At 62.5% G+C, this 19,857-nt stretch carries 12 protein-coding genes; 8 read left to right on the top strand and 4 right to left on the bottom strand.

Annotated features, from left to right (window positions below):
• Window positions 1-28 precede the first annotated feature (28 nt).
• From HF949_RS01580 to pbpC, 5 genes are all read left to right on the top strand, one after another.
• Window positions 29-526 carry a TRAP transporter small permease gene (locus HF949_RS01580; protein WP_292897907.1) on the top strand — a complete coding sequence of 166 codons (498 nt, stop codon included), beginning with the start codon at window positions 29-31 and terminating at the stop codon, window positions 524-526.
• The gene (locus HF949_RS01575; protein ID WP_292897906.1) at window positions 526-1,842 is read left to right on the top strand and encodes a TRAP transporter large permease; all 1,317 of its coding nucleotides are present in this window, start codon (window positions 526-528) and stop codon (window positions 1,840-1,842) included. The genes HF949_RS01580 and HF949_RS01575 overlap by 1 nt, the downstream gene beginning before the upstream one ends.
• A 4-nt stretch (window positions 1,843-1,846) precedes the next feature.
• On the top strand, window positions 1,847-2,620 hold the full coding sequence (locus HF949_RS01570; RefSeq protein ID WP_292897905.1) for an aspartate/glutamate racemase family protein: 774 nt from the start codon (window positions 1,847-1,849) through the stop codon (window positions 2,618-2,620).
• A gap of 94 nt (window positions 2,621-2,714) precedes the next feature.
• Window positions 2,715-8,177, top strand: coding sequence for an alpha-2-macroglobulin family protein (locus tag HF949_RS01565; protein WP_292897903.1), 5,463 nt, complete (start codon window positions 2,715-2,717; stop codon window positions 8,175-8,177).
• A gap of 42 nt (window positions 8,178-8,219) precedes the next feature.
• Window positions 8,220-10,274, top strand: coding sequence for a penicillin-binding protein 1C (gene pbpC, locus HF949_RS01560; protein WP_292897902.1), 2,055 nt, complete (start codon window positions 8,220-8,222; stop codon window positions 10,272-10,274).
• Between the two features lies 1 nt (window position 10,275).
• Here pbpC and HF949_RS01555 read toward each other — a convergent pair whose 3' ends face one another.
• Both HF949_RS01555 and HF949_RS01550 read right to left on the bottom strand, forming a co-directional pair.
• Window positions 10,276-11,199, bottom strand: coding sequence for a sugar kinase (locus HF949_RS01555; RefSeq protein ID WP_292897900.1), 924 nt, complete (start codon window positions 11,197-11,199; stop codon window positions 10,276-10,278).
• Window positions 11,200-11,314: 115 nt separating this feature from the next.
• Complete coding sequence (locus HF949_RS01550; RefSeq protein WP_292897898.1) at window positions 11,315-12,511, bottom strand: sugar transferase; 1,197 nt, start codon at window positions 12,509-12,511, stop codon at window positions 11,315-11,317.
• A 464-nt stretch (window positions 12,512-12,975) separates the two neighbouring features.
• Between HF949_RS01550 and HF949_RS01545 the strand changes: the two genes are divergently transcribed.
• Window positions 12,976-13,887, top strand: coding sequence for a DMT family transporter (locus tag HF949_RS01545; protein WP_292897897.1), 912 nt, complete (start codon window positions 12,976-12,978; stop codon window positions 13,885-13,887).
• A 34-nt stretch (window positions 13,888-13,921) separates the two neighbouring features.
• On the opposite strand, the gene serA is transcribed toward HF949_RS01545, so the two are convergent.
• Together serA and HF949_RS01535 are read right to left on the bottom strand one after the other, a co-directional pair.
• Window positions 13,922-15,520, bottom strand: coding sequence for a phosphoglycerate dehydrogenase (gene serA / locus HF949_RS01540; protein ID WP_292897895.1), 1,599 nt, complete (start codon window positions 15,518-15,520; stop codon window positions 13,922-13,924).
• Window positions 15,521-15,586: 66 nt separating this feature from the next.
• On the bottom strand, window positions 15,587-16,762 hold the full coding sequence (locus HF949_RS01535; protein WP_292897893.1) for a phosphoserine transaminase: 1,176 nt from the start codon (window positions 16,760-16,762) through the stop codon (window positions 15,587-15,589).
• Window positions 16,763-16,999: 237 nt separating this feature from the next.
• On the opposite strand from HF949_RS01535, the gene HF949_RS01530 reads away from it, so the two are divergent.
• On the top strand, window positions 17,000-18,298 hold the full coding sequence (locus HF949_RS01530) for an adenylosuccinate synthase (protein WP_292897892.1): 1,299 nt from the start codon (window positions 17,000-17,002) through the stop codon (window positions 18,296-18,298).
• A 74-nt stretch (window positions 18,299-18,372) separates the two neighbouring features.
• A complete protein-coding gene (locus tag HF949_RS01525; protein WP_292897890.1) occupies window positions 18,373-19,851 on the top strand; it encodes a hypothetical protein in 1,479 nt (492 codons plus the stop codon).
• Window positions 19,852-19,857: the final 6 nt, after the last annotated feature.

Below are 19,857 nucleotides of genomic sequence, written 5' to 3'. Positions count from 1 at the left end.
CCGCACTCCCTTTGAAAAGCCGCGCGCCATGTTTCTGATACGTCTCTATAACCGGATCATCACCGGGCTGGCCGTGCTGGGCGCCGCCAGTCTTGTTTTCATTTCGCTTGCCATCATTGTCGACGTTGTCTTGCGTAACACCGGGTTTCGCCCTTTCCAGTCGACAAGCGCCATCGTCGAATATGTGATGCTCTTCTCCACCATGGCGGCGGCACCCTGGCTGGTGCGCAACAACGGCCATGTGGCGATCTCGTCCTTCACAGCGGCTATGCCGGAAACGATGCGCCTGCTGGCCGGGCGGGTCGTGCTGATCCTCGCCATCCTGACGCTTGGCCTTCTCTGCTGGCGCTCGGCGGCGGTGGGCCTTGAGATGGTGCAGTCGCGCGCGGTCGATATGCGCTCCATCAACATTCCCTCATGGGTTCTCTACGCGATGCTTTCCGTGGGCTTCGGCCTGATGGCGCTGGAATTCCTGCGCATGCTGGTTCGCGGCGAAACCTATACGGGCAGCGGGGGAGCGCACTGATGGCCTGGTATGAAGCCACACTTCTGATGATCGGCGGGCTCCTTGCCCTGATGTTCTTCGGCATGCCGGTGGCGATTGCCTTTCTGGCAATCAACATCGTCGGCGTTGTCATTTTCATGGGTGGCATGATCGGCATCGATCAGCTTGTCGCCAATGCCACCACATCGGTGACGAGTTTCGCGCTGGTGCCTGTGCCGCTCTTTCTCATCATGGGCGAGCTTCTGTTTCACACGGGGCTTGCCATTCGCGTTTTCGATGCGCTCGACAAGTGCTTTGGCGGCATCAAGGGGAGGCTTTCCTATCTGACGGTGGGCGGTGGCACGATCTTCGCCACCCTGTCCGGCTCCTCCATGGCCAACACGGCGATGCTCGGCACCACGCTGATGCCCGACATGATCAAGCGCGGATACAAGCCGCACATGATCATGGGGCCGATCCTGGCGACGGGCGGTCTGGCCATGATCATTCCCCCATCTTCTCTGGCCGTGTTGCTGGGCTCGCTGGCGCGGATCGATGTCGGCGCGTTGCTGATCGCGGGGCTGGTTCCCGGTCTCGTGCTGGCGCTTATGTTCCTTGCCACGATCCGCATACAGATCGCGCTCGATCCCGATGCCGCACCCGGCTATGCGGCAGAGAGGGCAAGCGTCTCCGAAATCGCCCGCGCGCTTACTGTCGATGTTCTGCCGATGGGCATCGTGGTCTTTGCGGTGGTCGGGCTCATCCTGCTCGGCTGGGCGACGCCGACCGAATCTGCTGCCTTTGGCGCGCTGTCGGTGGTGGTGCTCGCGGCGTGCTATCGTACGCTGAGCTGGGAGGCCGTCGTTCGTTCTCTCACCGGCACGCTGAAAGTGTCGGCCATGATGCTGATGATCATCGTCGGCTCCACGACCTTCTCGCAGATACTGGCGTTTTCCGGTGCATCTTCCGGGTTGATCGCGTTTGCCACCAGTTTCGAACTCAACGCCTATGTGGTGCTCGCAATCATGTTCCTGGTGCTTCTACTCCTCGGCATGTTCATGGATCAGCTCTCGATCATGATGCTCACCCTGCCGATCTTCATGCCGCTGGTCGCGCTCTACGGGTTCGATCAGATCTGGTTCGGTGTGGTGATGCTTCTGGCGCTGGAGCTGAGCCTTGCAACCCCGCCCTTCGGTCTGCTGCTTTTCGTCATGGTTGGCGTCAGCCCGGCCGGCACGACCATCGGGCAGGTGGCGCGGGCTGCACTGCCCTACATCGCCTGCACGCTTTTGCTGGTGGTTCTGCTGGCGCTTTTCCCGCAACTGGCCCTTTGGCTGCCGGGCCTCATAAGGAGCTGACCGCATGAAGATCTGGTATCAGAGCTATGTCGATTACGAGAATGGCGCGGGCTACTGGGACGAACTGAGGAAGCATCTCGATGCGATTGTCGATCCGGGTACTGAGATCGACATCAAGGGCATTACCCCGCATGACAGCTACGCCCACGCCATTGTGGAGTTTCGCTGCGCGCGTGAGGTGATCTGCAATGCGGTGCGGGCCGAGCGCGAGGGCTATGACGCCTTCATCATCGGCCATTTTCAGGATGCCGGTCTCTATGAGGCGCGGTCGGTGGTGGACATACCGGTGCTCGGCATGGGCGAGGCGTCCATGCTGCATGCCTGCCAGCTTGGCCAGCGCTCGGGCATCGTCACCATCAACCGCCGTTACATTCCCTGGTTTCATCACCAGATCGGCAAATACGGTTTGAGAGAGCGGGTGACCGGCGTGCACGCCATGGATTTCGAGCCGGGGCAGATCCTTGCCGCCTTCGGTTCCGATGAGCGGCTTGAGACGGTGCGCGCCCTGTTTGAGGAACAGGCAAGGCCATTGGTGCGCGACGGTGTAGACGTGCTGATCCCCGGTGGCGGCATTCCCATGCTTCTGTTCTCGCAATTGCAGGCACACCGGGTGGATGGCGCGCCGGTGATCAACGGCATTCCGATTGTCGTGAAACTGGCGGAGATGGCGGTGAAGCTGAAGCGGCTGACCGGCCTTGGCGTGAGCCGCACCTCGGATTTCGTTAAACCGCCCGAGGAAATCATTGAAGAGTTCATGACCCATCCGAAGGGACTATAAGGGAAGCGATAATTCTCCGGGCCTGTTGACTGGCTTTTGCAAAGCTCCCCCAATATCGTGGGGTCACCATATCGGCAGCGCCTGGAGGATTGCCATGTTTGCGGCACGCGGACTCTCCCTGTTTTTCGTTTTTCTTTTCGGGTTTGCGGCAATGGCTGCCGCGCAGGATGCGCGCCGGATCGTGACCAGCGAGAATGCCGATTATTTCGGCTTTGACCTGCGCACCGAGAAGGATGTGACGCTCGACCAGTGCAAGGCGGTGTGCCTTGCCGATCCGCAGTGCCGGGCCTTCACCTACAACACCAGCGCTCAATGGTGCTTTCTGAAGTCGGATTTCAATCGGCTCAATGCGTTTGATGGTGCGGTGGCCGGCAAGGTTGTGGCGAGTGGGGATGTGCCCGATATCGGAGCGCCGCCGGCACTGCGTTTTGTGCCCGAACACATCCAGCGCGAGGCTGACGAATATCGCGCCGAGATACTTCGTACGGTTCGTCCCGAGAATGCGGGGTTTGTTCAACTGAGTGCTGCGGGCGGGCAGGCGCTGGCAAATGGTGATCCGCTCAATGCGATGCAGGCCTTTTCCACTGCGCTCGTCATGGAGCCCCAGAATGCCGGCCTTTGGTCTGAGCTTGCGCGGGCGGCGAACATCGCCCAGCCCGTGGGTGACATGAACCTGTATCGGCTTCAGCGCGCCGGCACCGGCGCTGCGATCAATGCCTATAATCTGTCGCGCAGTGCGGATGACCGCGCCGAGGCGCTGGCTGTGCTTGCCCTCGCACTGGAGCGGCGCAACCTGTTCCGCCCCGCTCTCAGCGCCTACGAAGCGAGCCTGGCGCTGAGGACCGCGCGCGATGTGCAGGAGGCCTATGCCGACCTCAAGCGTCGCAAGGGGTTCCGCGTGATCGACCATTCGGTCGATTCCGACAGCGCCACGCCGCGCGCCTGCGTGCAGTTTTCCGAGGAGCTGGTGAAGAGCGGCGTCGACTACGCCCAGTTCGTGACCGTCGACAATCTGCGCTCCTTCGCCGTCGACCGCAGCGACAGGGAGTTGTGCGTCAGCGGCCTGAAGCATGGCGAGCAGTATCGCATCGTCATCCGGCAGGGCCTGCCGGCGGCCATTGGCGAGGTGATCGCCGAACCGGTTCCGCTGGAAATCTACGTGCGGGATCGTGCGCCTTCGCTGCGCTTTACCGGTGACAATTTCGTGCTGCCGTCTTCGGCGCGCCGGGGCATCCCGTTTGTCTCCGTGAACACCGACAGCGCGACGCTGTCCGTCTACCGCGTTGGTGACCGTGCGCTTGCGCATCTTCTGAGCGAGGGGCAGTTTCTGCGGCAGCTCAATGAATATGGGGCCAATGAGGTTGGCGATGGCATGGGCGCGCCGGTCTTCGAAGGTGCAATTGAGATCAAGGCCGAACTGAACAAGGATGTCGTCACCAGCATTCCCATCGATGAGGCGGTGCCGGAGCGCAGGTCCGGCGTCTACATGATGACGGCGGTGCCGGAAGGCGACACCAGTCAAAGCTGGGACAACCGCGCCACGCAGTGGTTCCTTGTCTCCGATATCGGGCTTTCCACTTTTGCTGGCGAGGACGGGCTTTCGGTCTTCGCGCGCTCGCTGGCGAGTGCCAAGCCACTGGAGGGGCTGAAGCTGAAACTCCTTGCCCGCAACAATGAGGTGCTTGGCGAAGCGGAGACCGATGGCGACGGCCATGCGCGCTTCGACCCCGGTCTGGCGCGCGGCGCCGCCGGGCTGGCGCCGGCGGCAATCATCGCCGAAAACGGTTCTGACGATTTCGTCTTCCTCGATATGACGCGCGCGGGATTCGACCTTTCGGATCGCGGCGTGACGGGGCGTCCTTCGCCCGGACCGCTTGACGTCTTCGCGTGGACTGAGCGTGGCATCTATCGCGCCGGCGAGACGGTGCATGCGAGTGCGCTCACGCGCAATCCCGCTTCGGATGCGGTGGAAGATCTGCCGTTGACCTTCATCTTCCGCCGTCCTGACGGTGTGGAGGACCGGCGTTTCGTTTCGGATGGCGCGGCGCTTGGCGGCCATGCGGTGACGCTTGAGTTGCCGGACAATGCGGTTAGGGGCACCTGGACGCTGGGCATCTATGCCGATCCGAAAAAGCCGGCCTTGGTCGAAAAGAACTTTCTGGTCGAGGATTTCGTGCCCGACCGCACCGAGTTCGCGCTTGCGAGCGCCGATGAGACCGTGCCGGTTGGCGGTGCGACGGATGTGACCGTCGAGGGCCGCTATCTCTATGGCGCGCCGGCGGTGGGGCTTGCGCTCGAAGGCGAACTGACGGTCGCGCCGACGCGCGAATGGAAAGCCTTCCCGGGCTATGTCTTCGGTCTTGATGATGAAGAGGACGTGGAGGCACAGCGTGTTTCGCTGCCCGGTCTGCCCGAGACCGATGCGCAGGGGCAGGCGCAGTTCCCGGTGGCGCTCGATGGCGCCCCTTCGACCACGCGTCTCCTGAAAGCGCAGGTGAGCGTGCGCATGCGCGAGGCCGGTGGCCGCGCCATGGAGCGCGCGCTGGAGATCGATGTCGAGCCGGAAAGCGCGATGATTGGCCTGAAGCCGGAATTCACCGGCGGTCGCGTTGCCGAGGGAGCGACGGCGAATTTCCGTGTGATCGCAGTGGATCCGAAGGGCGAGCGCATCGCCATGGACGGCCTCGAATGGAAACTGCTGAAGGTGGAGCGTCACTATCAGTGGTATCGCGATGGCGGTTCCTGGAACTATGAGCCAATCACCACGACAAGCCTCGTGCGCGAGGGAACGGTGGATGCAAAGGCCGACAGCGAGCCGCAGATCAGCGTTTCCGTGGACTGGGGGCGGTATCGCCTTGAGGTGGAAAGCCCGGATGCGGCTGGGCCGATCACCAGTGCGGCGTTCGATTCCGGCTGGTATGTGGAGGCCGGCTCCACCGAAACCCCGGACGGGCTGGAAGTGGCGCTCGACCGTGACGCCTATGCGGTGGGCGAGACGGCAAAGCTGAAGATTTCGCCGCGCTTTGCCGGCGAGGTTCTGGTGACGGTGGGCTCTGTGAGCCTCATCGAAACCTTCACCGCGAAAGTGCCGGAAACCGGCGCGACCGTGGACATTCCGGTGACCGACGCGCTGGGGGCCGGGGTCTATGTGACCGCAACGCTGTTCCGCCCCGGCGACGATGTGGAGAATCGTCTCCCCATGCGCGCCATCGGCGTGCGCTGGCTGAAGGTCGATCCGGGTGCGCGTGACCTTATGGTTGAACTCGGCGTGGAGGAACAGGCGCGTCCCGATGAGAGCCTTTCCATCCCCGTCAGCGTTGGCGGGCTGGCACCGGGCGAAGAAGCCTATGTGACCGTGGCGGCGGTCGATGTGGGCATCCTCAACCTCACGCGCTATGAGCCGCCACAGCCGGACGCCTGGTATTTCGGCCAGCGCATGCTGGGTATCGAAATGCGCGACATTTACGGGCGGCTGATCGATGGTTCGCTCGGCGCGATGGGGCGGCTGCGTACAGGTGGCGATGGCGGCGGTATGACCGCTACCGGCAGCGCGCCGACACAGAAGCTGGTCGCCTTCTTCTCCGGCATCGTGAAGGTGGATGATGACGGGAAGGCGCAGGTCTCCTTCGATATTCCGCAGTTCAACGGCACGGCCCGCATCATGGCGGTGGCGTGGTCGAAGAAGGGTGTGGGCAGCGCGCAGCAGGACGTGATCATCCGCGATCCGGTTGTGCTGACCACCAGCCTTCCGCGCTTCCTGGCTCCGGGCGACGAAGCGCGGCTGCTGCTTGAAATCGCCAACACGGATGGCCCTGCCGGCGACTATCGCCTCACGGTGATGGCCGAGGGGCCGGTAGACGCCGATCTGCGGTCGCTCTCCGATACGGTGACGCTTGAGGCGGGCGGCAGGGCAACGCTCTCCGTGCCCATCTCGGCGACCAACCAGACGGGCGAGGGGGCGCTGACGGTGGCGCTTGCGCATGAGAGCGGGCTTGCCGTGGAGAAGAGCGTGTCCCTGCCGGTGCGGCCCGGCGTGATGCCGGTCGCCACCCGCAGCGTGGTGACGCTTGCGGCCAATGGCGGCAGTGTTACGCTGGACGGCGCGCTTCTGGAAGACAGCTTTGCCGAGAATGCGTCGGTAAGCCTCAACATCTCGCGGGCCGACGGGTTCGACATTCCGGCACTTTTGATGTCGCTCGACCGCTACCCCTATGGCTGCACGGAGCAGACCACCAGCCGTGCGCTGCCGCTGCTTTATGTGAGCGAGCTTTCAAAGGCCGCCGGGCTGGACGACGATCCGGCGCTGAAGGGGCGCATCGAGGACGCCATCACCAGCGTGCTTGCCGCCCAGTCTTCGTCTGGCGGTTTCGGTCTCTGGGGACCGGGATCGGGCGATCTGTGGCTCGACGCCTATGTGACGGACTTCCTCACCCGCGCCGGCGAGCAGGGCTTTGCCGTGCCCGAGGCGGCGATGACACAGGCGCTGCAGAACCTCTCGAACACGCTCGCCTATGACACGGATGTCTCCTCGCGCGGCAGCGAGATTGCCTATGCGCTCTATGTGCTGGCCCGCAACCGCAAGGCTTCCGCCGGCGATCTGCGCTACTATCTCGACACGCGGCTCGATGAGTTCTCCACGCCGCTGGCCCGTGCGCAGCTTGCCGCGGGTCTCGCGCTCTATGGCGATGCGGAACGTGCGGAACGGGGCTTTGCCTCCGCCTTCCGTCTCGCTCAGGGCATGAGCGGGCGCTACACGGCGCGCTCCGATTACGGATCGCGTCTGCGCGACGGCGCGGCGATGCTGGCGCTGGCGGCGGAAAGCCGGCCCGAGCCGGCGCTGGTGCCGCAGATGATCGATCTGGTGGCCGATGTGCGCGGTGACACGCGTTACATGAGCACGCAGGACGAGGCGTGGATGCTTCTTGCCGCCCGCGCGCTGAGCCAGTCGAGCGACGATCTGAGCCTGACCGTGGACGGCAATGCGCATCAGGGCGCATTCTCGCGGCGGCTCTCCGGGCTGGAGATCGAGGCAGCGCCGCTGACGGTGGCCAATCAGGGCGATGAGCCGGTCGATGCGGTGATGACAGTCGTTGCCGCGCCGCAGCAGCCGCTGCCCGCAGGCGGTGAGGGCTTCGCCATCGAGCGGCGCTACTACACGCTCGACGGCAGGGAGGCGAATGTCTCCGAAGCGCGCCAGAACGAGCGCTATGTGGTGGTTCTGGAGATGACGGAACAGAACGCCTGGCCTTCACGCGTGCTGGTCTCCGACCTGCTGCCGGCGGGCTTCGAGATCGACAATCCGCGCCTTGTCGGCAGTGCGGAACTGGCGAATTTCGAGTGGCTTGGTCAGACGGATGCGGTTCACACCGAGTTCCGCGACGACCGCTTCATCGCCGCCTTCGACCGCAATGGGGGCGGCAAGTTCCGGCTTGCCTATGTGGTGCGTGCCGTGACGCCGGGTGTCTACACGCATCCGGCGGCGAATGTGGAAGACATGTACCGTCCGCAGCTCTCGGCACGAACAGCGACGGGCTTCATGGAGATCATGGGGCAGTAGGCGGCGGCGATGAAGCAGGGTCGACACAGGCGCGGGGTGATAATGGCCGCTGGCCTTGCGGCTCTGCTTGTCATTGGCGGGGCAGTGACGCTCGACCGGCTGGACGCGGCCTATCCGCCGCCGCTCGATCCCGCGCCGCTTTCGGTGGAGGTGCTCGACCGAGACGGGGCGCTGTTGCGTGCCTATGCGGCATCCGACGGGCGCTGGCGTCTTCCGGCGGATACCGACACGCTCGATCCACAGTTTCTCAAGATGCTGGTCGCCTATGAGGACAAGCGCTTCTGGTCGCATCCGGGTGTCGACATGCGCGCGCTGGGCCGGGCCGCATTGCAGCTTTTGTGGAACGGGCGCATCGTTTCAGGCGGGTCCACGCTTTCGATGCAGCTTGCACGCCTCATCGAGCCGCGCAGCGCGCGCAGCTTTAGCGCCAAGTTCCGGCAGATCGCGCGGGCGCTTCAGATCGAGCGCAGGCTTTCCAAGCGGGAAATACTGGAGCGCTATCTGACGCTCGCGCCCTATGGCGGTAATCTTGAAGGGGTGCGCGCGGCGAGCCTCGCCTGGTTCGGCAAGGAGCCGCACAGGCTGGGGCTGGAGGAGGCCGCGCTTCTGGTCGCCCTGCCGCAATCGCCGGAGGCGCGCCGGCCCGACCGTCATCCGCAAATGGCAAAAGCCGCGCGCGACCGCGTGCTTGCGCGCATGGCGGGGGGCGGGGTCATCATCGAAAGCGAGGTCACGCGCGCGTCTGCTGAAAAACTTTCAGGGCGGCGGCTGCCCATGCCCGCCTATGCCGCGCATCTGGCCGATGCGGTGGTAAGGGCAGATCCGGAAAAGCGTGTGCATCGCCTGACCATCAGCCGGGCCGCGCAGGCCAATCTGGAAGCTGTGGCCGCCAAAGCCGCGCGAAAGCTCGGACCACGCGTTTCCGTGGCGATGGTGCTTGCGGATGCGCAGACTGGTGCGGTGCTCGCCCGGGTTGGATCGGCGGGGKATTTCAATGCCGCGCGCGCCGGCTGGATCGACATGAGCGTGGCAGAGCGTTCGCCGGGCTCAACGCTCAAACCCTTCATCTATGGCCTTGCCTTCGAGGAGGGGCTGGTGATGCAGGAGACGATGATCGAGGACCGGCCCGGCAATTTTTCGGGCTATCGTCCGCGCAATTTCGACATGGCCTATCAGGGCGATGTTTCGGTGCGTACGGCCTTGCAGATGTCGCTCAACGTGCCGGCGATCCGCCTGCTCGACGCGGTGGGGCCGGTGCGGCTGGTGGCGCGTATGCGGCAGGCCGGTGTGACACCTGCTCTCCCACCCGGCGAGACGCCGGGCCTTGCCATCGGGCTTGGCGGTGCGGGGCTGACGCTGGAAGGGCTTGTGCAGCTTTATGGCGGGCTCGCCAATCGGGGGCGGGTGCGCCCGCTCTATTATCTGGAAGAGGCGGAAATTGCAGCGCATCCTCCTTCCGTCCTGACGTCGCAGGCCGCCTGGCAAATCGCCGATGTTCTTTCGGGCATCGCGCCGCCGGAAGGCGCACCGCGTCTCGGCATCGCATACAAGACGGGCACCTCTTACGGTTACCGCGATGCGTGGTCGGTGGGTTATGACGGGCGGCATGTGCTCGGCGTGTGGGCCGGGCGACCCGATGGCGGTTCGGTGCCGGGACTGACCGGGTACCTGGCGGCGGCCCCCATCCTGTTTCAGGCGTTTTCGCGCTCTGGCGCGGGCATTGTACCATTCCCGCCTGCGCCGGCAGGCGCTGTCCGGCTTGCGGCCGCCGACCTTCCGTTTCCGATGCGTCGATTCTCCGTTGATGGTGGCGGGTTTCGCGCCGGCGCGCCGGTGGAGCCCGCGCCGGAAATCGTGTTCCCGCCACAGGGTGTGCGCATCGATGTGGGGCTTGCGCGTGGCGCGCGGATCATGCCGCTGGCGCTCAAGATCAATGGCGGGCGCGCGCCGTTTCGCTGGCTTGCCAATGGAGAGCCGCTGCCGGAAGCCTATCGCAGGCGCAGGGCAAGCTGGGTGCCCGATGGCGGCGGCGCATCGACCCTGACGGTGATCGACGCCGCCGGACGCTCGGCCAGCGTTGACGTTTTTCTGGAATAGATCAGGCGGCTTCCGCGAGCGCTTTCAGAACCGTGTCGCGCATGGGCATGGGGGCGACTGCGCCAAAACCCTGCGTGGATAGCGCGGCGGCTGCATTGGCGTAGCGCGCTGCCTCGAACGGGTCGCCATGGCGATTGAGCTCGGCGAGGAAATTGCCGTCAAACGTGTCGCCCGCCCCTGTGGCGTCGACTGCGCTGACCCTGATGCCGGGCACGCGGCGCCGCTCATCCGGCGTGGCGACGAGGCATCCATCCTTCCCAAGGGTCAAGGCGACGATGCCGGCGCCAAGACCCAGATAGTGATCGGCGATCGCATCCGGGTCGCTGATGCCGACCAGTTGCTCGGCGTCTTCCAGGCCGGGAAGCGCGATGTCGGTCTTGCGCATGGCGGCTTCTGTGAGTGCGCGGGCGCGATCGAGTGGCCACAGCTTGAGGCGCAGATTGGTGTCGAAGGAAACCTTCGTGCCGGCGGCGCGGGCAATGTCGATCGCTTCCAATGAAGCGTCGCATGCGTCTGAGCTGATGGCGAGCGAGATGCCGGAAAGGTGCAGAATGTCGGCGTTCTGGATGGCGCTGGGGGGCAGGTCGCGCGGGGTGATGCGGCTCGCTGCTGAACCCTTGCGCAGATAGGAGAAGACGTGGCCGTTCTCGCCATGGCTGACGAAATAGACACCCGTATGGGCTTCCGGATTGCGCAGGACCTGGCTGCTATCAACGCCATTGTCGGCCCAGAGCTGCATCAGGCTGTCGCCGAACTCGTCTGCGCCTAGCGCGGAGAAAAAGCCGACGGAAGCCCCGGCTCGCGCTGCTGCAATGGCGCAATTTGATGTATCGCCGCCATGGCCGAAGAGATAACGGCCCGTGTCGTCCACCTGGTTGAACTCGATCAGCGGTTCGCCCATGCAGATGATCTTCGGATGGCTCATGACGGTGTTCTCCTCCCCTGACGCAGCGTGCGCTTCTCTTTAGGCGATTGTGCGCCAATGGTGAATATCTATCGGGAGAAGTCGTTTCGATGAGGCGGGCTTATCGAGAGCACGCCTAACGGGCGCCGCGCCCAAATAGAATGGTGCTTACGGTCGAAAAAACGATCAGAAGATCCAGGTCGAATGAGAGGTGTTTGATATAATAGAGATCGTAGGAGAGCTTGTGAATCTCTTCGTGGGTGTTGCCTGCGTAGCCGGAATTCACCTGTGCCCAGCCGGTTATGCCGGGCAGCACCATCGTGCGATGGATAAATTTCTTTTCCGCGGCTTCACTTTCCTGCGCCACATACTCGGCAACAGGACGTGGACCCACCAGACTCATTTCTCCCCGCCAGATGTTGATGAGCTGCGGCAACTCGTCCAGCCTTAGACGACGCAGAAAGGCACAGCCTGTGATGATCCGTTCGTCATTGGTCTGGGTGGAGCCGCCCTGCTGGCCGCGATACATGGTGCGGAATTTCAGCATGTTGAACGAGCGGCCGCCATATCCACGTCGCGCCTGCACAAAGATGGCGGGGCCACCATCGAGGAGCCGAATGTAGAGCCAAAGAGCCAATCCCAGAGGAATTGTGATTGGCGCCGTGATGATGACGGCGAAGAGATCGAGCGCACGCTTCGCCTTGGAGTAGTAAATCTGGCTTGGTGTGTAAGCGAGATGCGATACGTCAAAGGCGTCGACATCCACGCGGCCTTCGCGCAGTTCGAGAAAGTTGAACCAGGGCGTGACGTCGATCCCGATCATATACGCCTTGGTCAGGAACGCTGACCATTCCGGATTATGGTGCGTCCTGGTGTCGATCAGCAAACGGTCATACGCGCTGATGTCCGCTGTTTTGTCACTTATTACGGCCACGTGTCCGGCGAGCCTTGCGGCAACTTCCGCGGCCTTGGGAAAGTCCAGCAGGGCCACACGATCTTCCAATGAACGGTGGAGCCTGAGATTGGCAATTGTCATTGCAACCATGGCAATGAGACAAGCCGTCAACAGGGCTGAGTAGCTTACCGGGATACGCAGCCCCGACAAGCCTGCCACAGCTACGTTGAAACAGACGAACGTTACAAAGATCGCGATGGAAAACGTGTTGCGCTGTCTGCGAAAGCCAAGGAGCGCCAGGGCAATGGCGAATGGCAATGCAAACAGGACCGAACATACGATTGCGAGATTGTTCCAGTCATTGCGCGATGCATTCAGAATAAAGGCGGTGTAGACGATGCATTGCAAAAAGGCAGCCGCCAGGATCTCAGGAAGCATGGGGCGCAGATTTCGCAACAGACGACGTTTGCGCAAGGAGGCGCCGTGTTGAAGAACGTCTTCAAGATCGGGACTCGCTTCGGCCACGCTGCGTTTCAGAGCGCGCCTGGCTTTCCGAATTTTCGGGTGGCCATCTTCCCCCGTTGCTTTTGATCCGTCGTTCAACGTTACTACCTGCCGCTCAGTAAGAGCTCGTACAACCGTGCTTTGCCATGCGAAGAATGGAAGCGCAATCGATGATTGTTCGCGCGTCCACAGACAACCTTGATGGAGAACCGTGGACCGGTAGCGATTCGACTGACCTTAGACCGGTTCATTGTTTCAGGGAAACACTCACCTGCAGGCCATACTCCTGGTTTCCGCCGTTGTGCCGCAATTAGAATGTCGATTTATGACGCTGGCATTTACGATTTTGGCCCGAGGCTCTATCAGGCGAGGTTCAACGCTGTTGTGACTGTGATCCCATGTACCGCCAAGCCTATCTTTTTCTCTGCCTGACCACGCTCTTCTGGGGCGGCAATGCCGTGGCCGGCCGGCTGGCCGTGGGCCATGTGTCACCGATGATGCTGACAACGCTCCGCTGGATCATCGGTTGTGTGTTGCTTGCCGCCTTCGCCTGGCCGCATCTTCGGCGCGACTGGCCGGCGATCAGGCCGAAACTGCCTCTGTTGGCCGCACTGGGCGCGCTTGGATTTACCGGGTTCAACGCGGTTTTCTACAGTTCGGCCCAATTTACTTCAGCCATCAACATCGCCATCGAACAGGGCGCTATACCGATGGTCATCTTCGTTGCCAATTTTGTCCTGTTCCGCCAGCGCGTGAGCTTTCTGCAGATTGCTGGTTTTGTTCTATCTCTCGTCGGTGTGGCACTGGTTGCAAGCCATGGCGAGTTTTCCCGCCTGCTCGAACTGGACGTGAACTTCGGCGATGCGCTCATGCTTGTCGCCGTGCTGCTTTACGCAGGCTATACGGTCGGGCTCCGGCTGAAACCGGCCATCCACTGGTTGAGCCTGATGTTCATGCTTTCGGTTTTCGCGCTTCTGGCCTCGTTGCCACTGGTGGCGTGGGAGGCCGCGACGGATCGGCTCATCGCGCCTGACCTGCAGGGCTGGATGGTGGTCTTTTATGTGGCGCTCTTCCCATCGATCTTTGCACAGACGCTCTACATTCGCGGCAATGAGCTGATCGGCGGAAACCGCGCGGGCCTGTTCATCAATCTGGTGCCGATCTTTGGAACGCTTCTGTCGATCGTCATTCTGCGTGAAGCGTTCTTTACATATCACGCCGTTGCGCTGGTTCTGGTGCTGGGTGGAATATGGCTGGCCGAACATGGCGGCCGGAGACTGGCGTCCAGACAGGCAAATGCCGGCGCGTGACGCCGGCATTGCAGTTTTCCGACAGATCCCGAGTTTACGCAGCCACGTCGAAGGAGAGTGGCTTGGCCGAAAGGATCACGTCCGTGGCCCGAAGTTCCCGCAGGACTTCCGGCGGGAAGGGCGCATCGAGATAAAGCAGCGCGATGGCATCGCCGCCCTGCCGGTTGCGACCGAGCTGGAAGTTGGCGATGTTGACTTGGTGCTTCGCGCAGATCGAGCCCAGAAGGCCGATAATACCCGGCACGTCGTAATTGGTCGTGTAGAGCATGTGCTGGCCGACCTCGGCATCCAGATTGATGCCCTTGATCTGGATGAAGCGGGGCTTGCCGTCGGAGAACACGGTGCCGGCGATGGTGCGGGTTTTCTCGGAGGTTTTCACCGTCAGCTTGATATAGCCGTCGAACACGCCCGACTTGTCGCGCTTGACCTCCGACAGGATGATGCCGCGCTCCTTGGCCATGATCGGGGCGGAGACCATGTTGACATCGGCCACCTGGGGCCGGATCAGGCCGGCGAGCGCCGCACTGATCAACGCGCGGCGGTTCATCTCGGTGGTGGAGCCGTCGAACAGGATCTCCACTTCCTCGATGGCCTCGTCGGTCACCTGGCCGACGAACGCGCCAAGCACTTCCGCGAGTTTGATGAAGGGTTTCAGGCGTGGGGCTTCCTCGGCGCTGATCGAAGGCATGTTGATCGCGTTCGTCACAGCGCCTTTTGTCAGGTAATCCGACATCTGCTCCGCCACCTGGATGGCGACGTTCTCCTGCGCTTCGCTGGTCGAGGCGCCAAGATGCGGCGTGCAGACCACGTTGGGCATGTTGAAGAGCGGATTTTCGGTTGCCGGCTCCGTCTCGAACACGTCGATGCCAGCACCGGCCACCTTGCCGGATTTCAGGCCTTCAACGAGGTCCGCCTCGACCACGAGCCCGCCGCGCGCGCAGTTGATGATGCGCACGCCCGTCTTCATCCTGGCGATCGCATCCTTGTCGATGACGCCACGGGTCTTGTCGGTCAGCGGCGTGTGCAGGGTGATGAAGTCGGCACGTTTGAAGAGCTCGTCGAGTTCGACTTTTTCGACACCCAGTTCGGAGGCACGTTCTGCCGAAAGGAACGGGTCGAAGGCCACCACATGCATCTTCAGGCCGATGGCGCGCATGGCGACCACGGAGCCGATATTGCCGCACCCGATGACACCCAGTGTCTTGCCGGTGATCTCGACACCCATGAAGCGGTTCTTCTCCCACTTGCCGGCATGGGTGGAAGCGTTGGCCTCCGGGATCTGGCGCGCAACGGCAAAGAGCATCGCGATGGCGTGCTCGGCCGTGGTGATGGAATTGCCGAAAGGCGTGTTCATCACGATGATGCCGCGGCGCGATGCTGCCGGAATGTCGACATTGTCGACGCCGATGCCGGCGCGTCCCACCACTTTCAGATTGGTGGCATTGTTGATGAGCTTTTCGGTGACCTTGGTCGCGGAACGGATGGCAAGGCCGTCATACTGGTCGATGACGGAGAGAAGCTTTTCCTTGTCCTTGCCCAGATCGGGCAGATAGTCCACCTCGATGCCACGATCCTTGAAGATCTGAACGGCGGTGGGCGACAGTTTGTCGGATACGAGTACGCGGGGCGCCATGGCGGCCTCCTGTTTCAATGCAATCGTTTGGGGAGGCGGCTCCGGTGCGGGAGCCGCAGTTCAATGTCAGGCCGCGGCCTTGATCTGCGCTTTCTGGGACTGGAACGCCCAGTCCAGCCAGGGCATCAGCGCTTCCAGATCGGAGGCTTCAACCGTGGCGCCGGCCCAGATGCGCAGGCCCGAGGGCGCGTCGCGGTAATGGCCGATGTCAAAGGCGACCTTCTCCCTGGCGAGGGCGGAGACCATGCCTTTGGCAAAAGCCGCCTGTTCGCTCGCATCGAGTGCGGCGATCTCTGGATCGATGATCGACAGGCACACCGATGTGTTGGAGCGTGTAGCCGGCACTTTCGCCAGATGGTCGAGCCAGGGTGTCTTGCGCACGAACTCGTCGATCACGGCGAAGTTCGCATTGGCGCGGGCGACGAGGCCGTCGAGGCCGCCGATGGATTTGGCCCAGTTCAGCGCGTCCAGATAGTCTTCCACGCACAGCATGGAGGGCGTGTTGATCGTCTCACCGCGGAAGATGCCCTCGATCAGCTTGCCGCCCTTGGTCAGGCGGAAGATCTTCGGCAGCGGCCATGCGGGTGTGTAACTTTCCAGCCGTTCGACAGCGCGGGGTGAGAGGATGATGACACCGTGTGCGCCTTCGCCACCCAGCACTTTCTGCCAGGAGAAGGTGACCACATCGAGCTTGTCGAAGGGCAGGCGCTGCGCAAAGGCCGCCGATGTGGCGTCGCAGATGGTCAGGCCCGCGCGGTTCGCGGGGATGAAATTGCCATCGGGCACGCGCACACCTGAGGTGGTGCCGTTCCAGGTGAAGACCACGTCGCGGTCGAAATCGATGGAGCCGAGATCCGGCAGATCGCCATAATCGGCTTCGATGCGGCGCACATCGTCTAGTTTCAGCTGCTTGACGACGTCGGTGACCCACCCGGCACCAAACGATTCCCAGGCAACCATGTCGACGCCGCGCTCGCCAAGAAGCGACCAGAGCGCCATTTCCACGGCACCGGTGTCGGATGCGGGCACGATGCCGATGCGGTAATCGGCCGGGACCTGCAGAATTTCACGGGTAAGATCGATGGCCTCTGCCAGTTTCGCCTTGCCTATGGAGGAGCGATGCGACCGTCCAAGGGGGGCATCGGCAAGCGCATTGAGCGACCAGCCGGGACGTTTTGTGCAGGGACCTGAGGAAAAATGCGTATTGGCCGGACGGAGGTCCGGCGTGGGGAGTGTGCTCATGATATATCCTATCCTTCCAGATAGCACGCCTCTCGGTGGGGAGAGGTGGCCCACGGACGGAGTTACGCCGATCCGCTTTTTCCGTCAAGTGCGACATGAGCGCCATTCGATAGGGAAATCGGTTTCGTAGAGTTCGAGATGGTTCCCACCGGGGCTTTGAGGCTCTATAGAAGCCTTTCGATTTCTTAGATCATCCAGGCGGGGATCCGCCGGACGTTGCGCCGGAAGGACATTTTCATGGCAAATGTGGTGGTTGTCGGCTCACAGTGGGGCGACGAGGGCAAAGGCAAGATCGTGGACTGGCTATCGGAGCGTGCCGATGTGGTGGCGCGCTTTCAGGGCGGGCACAATGCCGGGCATACCCTCGTCATCGACGGTGTGAGTTACAAGCTGTCACTCCTGCCCTCAGGCGTGGTGCGCCCAGGTAAGCTTTCGGTCATCGGCAATGGTGTGGTCTTCGACCCGCATGCTTTTGTTGCGGAAATGGGGCGCCTTGCCGAGCAGGGCGTCGAGGTGACGCCCGATCGGCTGAAGATCGCCGAGAATACCGCACTGATCCTTTCGTTGCACCGCGAGCTCGATGGTTTTCGTGAGGATGCCGCTTCCAATTCCGGCACAAAGATTGGCACGACGCGCCGTGGCATCGGGCCGGCCTATGAAGACAAGGTGGGGCGCAGGGCGATCCGCGTCATGGATCTGGCGAACACGGACACGCTGCCGATGAAGATCGATCGCCTGCTTACGCATCACAATGCGCTGCGTCGCGGTCTCGGTCATGAAGAAGTGACGCACGATGCCATCATGGAAGAACTGACGTCGGTGGCCGACAAAATACTCCCCTATGTCGACCGCGTCTGGAAAATCCTTGAGGACGCGCGCCGCGCCGGTCAGCGAATTCTGTTCGAAGGTGCGCAGGGCACCATGCTCGACATCGACCATGGTACATATCCGTTCGTGACGTCTTCCAACACGATTGCAGGGCAGGCGGCGACCGGTTCAGGGCTCGGACCGGGCTCGATCGACTATGTGCTCGGCATCACCAAGGCTTACACCACCCGCGTCGGTGAGGGACCGTTCCCGACGGAGCAGAAAAACGAGGTTGGCGAGTTCCTTGGGACACGGGGCCATGAGTTCGGCACCGTGACCGGGCGGCAGCGGCGTTGTGGCTGGTTTGATGCCGTTCTGGTGCGCCAGGCCGTGGTGACCAACGGTATGAATGGCATTGCGCTCACCAAGCTCGACGTTCTCGACGGCATGGACGAGATCAAGATCTGCACGGGCTACAAGCTTGATGGCGAGCTGATCGATTATCTCCCGGCCGGTCAGGGCGCGCAGGCGCGGCTTGAACCTGTCTATGAGACGCTGGAAGGCTGGAAGGGCACCACCAGAGGCGCGCGCAAATGGACTGACCTGCCGGCGCAGGCCGTCAAGTATGTTCGGCATGTGGAGGAACTGATCGGCGCGCCGGTAGCGATTCTTTCCACCAGTCCCGAACGCGAAGACGCCATACTTGTGACAGATCCTTTTCAGGACTAGTTTCGCGTGCAAAATTGCGTTGCGTACCATTGGGATGGCTGCGCATTCCGGAAGTAACACAGGTTTGATACGGCATGGCGGATTTTTCTGCGGTTCTGAAGAAGACGATCGACGCATTGTCGGAAAACACTCCGGCAGCGCGCGAGCGTATCTATCAGAAGGCCCGGGCGACGATCGAGAACAAGCTCAAGGGCATGGACCCGGCTCCATCCGCCGCCGTGGCCGACCGGCAGCGCAAGCTGCTCGAGGACGCGATTGCCCGGGTCGAGGCCGAGTATGCGCCTGCGCCAAAGCCTCAAGAACCCGCGCAGGACGAGCTCGACCAGATCTTTGCCGAGCTGGATGTCGATCCGGCAAAGCCACGTGAGCCTCTCCCCGCAGCATTCCAGATGCAGGCGCCGGCGTCGGAGCAAACTCCTTTCGAGGCAGGGACACCCCAGGAGAGCGGTGTAGGCGCGGCAGGCAGCAAACCGGATCAGGATGCGCGGGTCGATATGCCCTCGTCCGCGGGAGCGGATGATGGGCTCGAGACACCGCCGCCACCGCCACCGCGCAGGAGGGCGGGCAAGGGCGGTGCAACCGGCTTGATCGCCGGGGTGCTGCTCATCCTCGCTGCAATCGCAGCCGGTGCATGGTTCTATAAAGATGATCTCACGCGTCTCGCCGGTTTTGACGGCGGTGAGCAGACGGTTGCCGAGAGCGGTGAAGCCGGGCCTGACGCTGGGGACAGGACTTCAGCCGATGGTGAGAGCGCGGCGCCGGAAACAGCGGAAACAAGCGATACGAGCGCGAGCCAGCAGCCGGAGCCGGTTCGCAAATTTACGCAACGCCTTCTGGCTGACGGACGCGAGGTCGACGAGGGACCTGCCGGTGAAGAGCCAAGCCTGGGCGAAGGCACGTCCGTAGCGCAGGTGACTGTGCCGAGCAATGGAGAAGCCGCTCAGCCGTCACCGTCTCAGAACGGTCAGACGGAGAGCCCCAACGCCAGTGAGGCGCTGCCTGTCGGACAAAAGGCCATTTACTATGAAGAGCGGACGAGCGTTTCGCAGGGGTCAGCCGATCTCGGCGCGGTCGTCTGGTCAATCGTTCAGGAATCGCCGGGCAATGATCTCCCGCCGGAACCGGCTATCCGTGCCGATGCGACGATTCCGGAGAAGAATCTCCAGCTCAAGATGACGATTCGGCGGAACGCGGATGAATCCTTGCCGGCCAGTCACATATTGGAGATCATCTTTCTGACGCCGGATGATTTTGATGGCGGTGGGATCGACAACGTGCTGCGGGTCTCCTTGAAACGTTCCGAACAGGACACGGGCAATCCGCTTCTCGGTATTCCGGCCAAAATCGCCGATGGTTTCTTCCTTGTGGCGCTCAGCGACAGCACTGCCGATACAGAAACGAATATGCTTCTGCTGCGCCGCCAGAGCTGGATCGACATACCGGTGGTTTATAAGTCGGGCCGGCGTGCACTCATCACCATTGAGAAAGGCATTCCGGGAGACAAGGTGTTCAACGATGTGCTGAACGCCTGGCAGGCTGCGACGAGCGGCTGAGAGACA

Origin of the sequence: Nitratireductor sp., from assembly GCF_017794765.1 — a bacterium.
Classification (GTDB): domain Bacteria; phylum Pseudomonadota; class Alphaproteobacteria; order Rhizobiales; family Rhizobiaceae; genus Nitratireductor.
This window is presented reverse-complemented; position numbering and strand designations above follow the sequence as displayed.